Consider the following 4,359-nt stretch of genomic DNA (forward strand, 5'->3'; position numbering starts at 1 on the left):
CAACCCTCGACTACGCGGAGGTCCCGTAATGAGGCAACCAATCGACTCACGCGGAGGTTTCTTATGAGTCAACTCGCTCGCTTGACCCGCACCCTCGCCGGGGCTAGCATTGACCGGTGTGCGCTTTGTCGTGCGCTTCAGTTATGCCGCTTCGTTGTTCCAACATCGGGTTGCACTTCAGACGCCCCGACACTCCACGCAAGCAGGGTTTGCTCTCCGAGCGGCCCCCACGGCATACCCACCAGAACGACCGGAAGCAATTTCGTGATGTCCGGTGGGTCCAGATGAACTCGATGAGTACTGAGAAGTGCGATTCGAATGCTTTGACATCAGTCAGCTGTCACCGTGCAGCAAAAACAAGGAGTAATTAGTGCCCACCATTCAGCAGTTGGTGCGAAAGGGACGCAGCCCCAAGGTCACCAAGACCAAGGCTCCCGCCCTGAAGTCCAACCCCCAGCAGCGCGGCGTTTGCACGCGCGTGTACACGACCACCCCGAAGAAGCCGAACTCGGCTCTCCGCAAGGTTGCTCGCGTCAAGCTGTCCAACGGTACCGAGGTCACCGCCTACATCCCCGGTGAAGGCCACAACCTGCAGGAGCACTCGATGGTGCTCGTTCGCGGTGGTCGTGTGAAGGACCTCCCCGGTGTTCGTTACAAGATCGTTCGTGGCGCCCTGGACACCCAGGCAGTCAAGAACCGCAAGCAGGCTCGTAGCCGCTACGGCGCCAAGATGGAGAAGAAGTAATGCCTCGTAAAGGCCCAGCGCCCAAGCGTCCCGTTATCGCTGACCCGGTATACGGCGCCCCCATTGTTAGCCAGCTGGTCAACAAGATCCTCCTCGACGGCAAGAAGGGCCTCGCCGAGCGCATCGTTTACGATGCACTCGAAGGCGTCGTTGCCAAGAACGGCGCGGATGCTGTTGTCACGCTGAAGAAGGCCCTCGACAACGTGCGCCCGACCCTCGAGGTGCGTTCGCGCCGCGTCGGTGGTTCCACCTACCAGGTGCCCGTCGAAGTCAAGCCGCACCGTGCGAACACCCTCGCGCTTCGTTGGTTGACCAGCTACGCCAAGGCGCGTCGCGAGAAGACCATGACCGAGCGTCTCACCAACGAGATCCTCGACGCATCCAACGGCCTCGGTGCCGCAGTGAAGCGTCGCGAGGACACTCACAAGATGGCTGAAGCGAACAAGGCTTTCGCTCACTACCGCTGGTAGTCGCTACTCGCTGGTCGAGCTTGTCGAGACCTAGGTCTCGACAAGCTCGACCGGCGGTGCAGGCTCGTCCTGCAGCAAGCCTGTTCAACCTCATCTTTATCAACACTTCCGGAGGACACCCGTGGCACTTGACGTGCTCACCGACCTGAGCAAGGTCCGCAACATCGGCATCATGGCCCACATTGATGCCGGCAAGACAACGACGACTGAGCGCATCCTGTTCTACACGGGTGTGAACCACAAGATCGGTGAGACGCACGATGGCGCCTCGACGATGGACTGGATGGCGCAGGAGCAGGAACGTGGAATCACCATCACGTCCGCTGCCACCACGTGTTTCTGGGCCGGTAACCAGATCAACATCATCGACACCCCCGGCCACGTTGACTTCACCGTCGAGGTGGAGCGTTCGCTCCGCGTCCTCGATGGTGCCGTTGCCGTGTTCGACGGCAAGGAGGGCGTTGAGCCCCAGTCCGAGACCGTCTGGCGCCAGGCCGACAAATACGACGTGCCCCGCATTTGCTTCGTCAACAAGATGGACAAGCTCGGCGCCGACTTTTACTACACCGTCGACACCATCATCAAGCGCCTCGGCGCCAAGCCGCTGGTCATCCAGCTGCCGATCGGTGAAGAGTCCGGCTTCGAAGGGGTCGTTGACCTCGTCGAGATGCGGGCCCTGACCTGGCGCGGAGACTCCAAGGGTGACGTCGAGATGGGCGCCAAGTACGCCATCGAAGAAATCCCCGAAGACCTCGTGGAGAAGGCTGCTGAGTACCGCAAGCTTCTGCTCGAGACCGTCGCCGAAACCGACGACGAGCTCATGGAGAAGTACTTCTCCGGCGAAGACCTCACCGTTGCCGAGATCAAGGCCGCGATCCGCAAGCTCACCGTCGCCAGCGAGATCTACCCGGTCCTCTGCGGTTCCGCGTTCAAGAACCGTGGTGTGCAGCCGATGCTGGATGCCGTTGTCGACTACCTGCCGACCCCGCTCGACGTTCCGGCCATCGAGGCTCTCGATGCTCGTGACGAAGAGAAGACGATCATGCTGCACCCCAACGCTGACGAGCCGTTCGCGGCTCTGGCGTTCAAGGTTGCCGTGCACCCGTTCTTCGGTCGTCTCACCTACGTGCGCGTGTACTCCGGCCGTATCGACTCCGGTGCCCAGATCATCAACTCCACCAAGGGCAAGAAGGAGCGCATCGGGAAGATCTTCCAGATGCACGCCAACAAGGAGAACCCGGTCGGTTTCGTTACCGCCGGTCACATCTACGCGGTCATCGGCCTCAAGGACACGACCACCGGCGACACCCTGTGCGACCCGCAGCAGCAGGTCGTACTCGAGTCGATGACGTTCCCCGACCCGGTGATCGAAGTTGCCATCGAGCCGAAGACCAAGCAGGACCAGGAAAAGCTGGGTCTCGCGATCCAGAAGCTGGCCGAAGAAGACCCCACTTTCCGTACCGAGCAGAACCAGGAAACTGGTCAGACGGTCATCAAGGGAATGGGCGAGCTTCACCTGGACATCCTCGTCGACCGCATGAAGCGTGAATTCAACGTTGAGGCGAACGTCGGCAAGCCCCAGGTTGCTTACCGCGAGACGATTAAGAAGGCCGTCGAGCGTCACGACTACACGCACAAGAAGCAGACCGGTGGATCCGGCCAGTTCGCGAAGATTCAGTTCGCGATCGAGCCGCTTGAAATCACTGCGGACCAGTCGTACGAGTTCGTGAACAAGGTCACCGGTGGTCGTATCCCGCGTGAGTACATCCCTTCGGTTGACGCCGGAATCCAGGATGCACTCCACGTCGGTGTGCTCGCCGGCTACCCGATGGTTGGCGTCAGGGCACTTCTGCTTGACGGTGCCGCTCACGACGTCGACTCCTCGGAGATGGCGTTCAAGATTGCCGGTTCGATGGGCTTCAAGGAAGCCGTTCGTAAGGCAAACCCCGTTCTTCTCGAGCCGTTGATGGCCGTCGAGGTGCGCACCCCTGAGGAATACATGGGTGACGTCATCGGTGACCTCAACTCTCGCCGTGGCCAGATCCAGACCATGGAGGACGCACAGGGCGTGAAGGTTATTCGCGCGAACGTTCCGCTGTCGGAGATGTTCGGTTACATCGGCGACCTGAGGTCCAAGACCTCGGGCCGCGCGGTGTACTCGATGACTTTCGAGAGCTACCAGGAGGTCCCGAAGGCTGTTGCCGACGAGATCATCCAGAAGAACAAGGGCGAATAACCCACCGGCCTTCGGGCCGAATCGCTTAGGCCTCCTGGCCCGAGTAACATAAGTACACAAATCCAGCAGTTCCACCGGGCGTAAACCAACGTCCGGTGGAGCCGAGAGTCCTGAGGAGGACCCACAGTGGCCAAGGCCAAGTTCGAGCGGACCAAGCCGCACGTAAACATCGGAACGATCGGTCACGTTGACCACGGAAAGACCACGCTGACTGCAGCGATCTCCAAGGTCCTTGCCGACACGTACCCGTCCAAGACCAACGTTCAGCGCGACTTCGCGTCGATCGACTCCGCTCCCGAAGAGCGCCAGCGCGGCATCACGATCAACATCTCGCATGTTGAGTACGAGACCGAGAAGCGTCACTACGCACACGTTGACGCTCCGGGCCACGCTGACTACATCAAGAACATGATCACCGGTGCTGCTCAGATGGACGGCGCGATCCTCGTGGTTGCCGCTACTGACGGCCCGATGGCTCAGACCCGTGAGCACGTTCTGCTCGCCAAGCAGGTCGGCGTGCCGTCCCTGCTCGTCGCGCTGAACAAGTCCGACATGGTTGACGACGAAGAGATCCTTGAGCTCGTTGAGCTCGAGGTTCGCGAACTGCTCTCCAGCCAGGGCTTCGATGGCGACAACGCCCCCGTTGTTCAGGTTTCTGCGCTCAAGGCTCTCGAGGGTGACCCCAAGTGGGTTGCTCAGATCCTCGAGCTCATGAACGGCGTCGACGAGTACTTCCCGGAGCCCGTCCGCGACAAGGACAAGCCGTTCCTCATGCCGATCGAGGACGTCTTCACGATCACCGGTCGTGGAACTGTCGTCACCGGCCGCGCCGAGCGTGGAACCCTCAAGATCAACTCCGAGGTCGAGGTTGTCGGCATCCGCCCGACCATCAAGACCACGGTCACTGG

4 protein-coding genes are annotated in these 4,359 nt (G+C 60.7%); all 4 read left to right on the plus strand.

The window, feature by feature from the left end:
* Window positions 1-370: 370 nt before the first annotated feature.
* Window positions 371-745, plus strand: coding sequence for a 30S ribosomal protein S12 (gene rpsL, locus K2F54_RS18740; RefSeq protein ID WP_055811472.1), 375 nt, complete (start codon window positions 371-373; stop codon window positions 743-745).
* Window positions 745-1,215 (plus strand): 30S ribosomal protein S7, encoded by a 471-nt coding sequence (gene rpsG, locus K2F54_RS18745; protein ID WP_066597688.1) that lies wholly within the window; start codon window positions 745-747, stop codon window positions 1,213-1,215. Before rpsL ends, rpsG begins: the two co-directional genes overlap by 1 nt.
* A 121-nt stretch (window positions 1,216-1,336) precedes the next feature.
* Window positions 1,337-3,451: an elongation factor G gene (gene fusA, locus K2F54_RS18750; RefSeq protein WP_220607375.1), complete on the plus strand. Its 2,115-nt coding sequence runs from the start codon at window positions 1,337-1,339 to the stop codon at window positions 3,449-3,451.
* 126 nt (window positions 3,452-3,577) lie between these two features.
* Window positions 3,578-4,359: elongation factor Tu (locus K2F54_RS18755; RefSeq protein WP_220607376.1), on the plus strand; the 782-nt coding region annotated here is incomplete at its 3' end.

It is taken from the genome of Cryobacterium inferilacus (assembly GCF_019599185.1).
GTDB classification, from domain to species: Bacteria; Actinomycetota; Actinomycetes; order Actinomycetales; family Microbacteriaceae; genus Cryobacterium; species Cryobacterium inferilacus.

Bases quoted from the DNA above. Each gene is read 5' to 3' on its own strand.
- rpsG (WP_066597688.1), top strand. From the start codon at position 745: ATGCCTCGTAAAGGCCCAGCGCCCAAGCGTCCCGTTATCGCTGACCCG.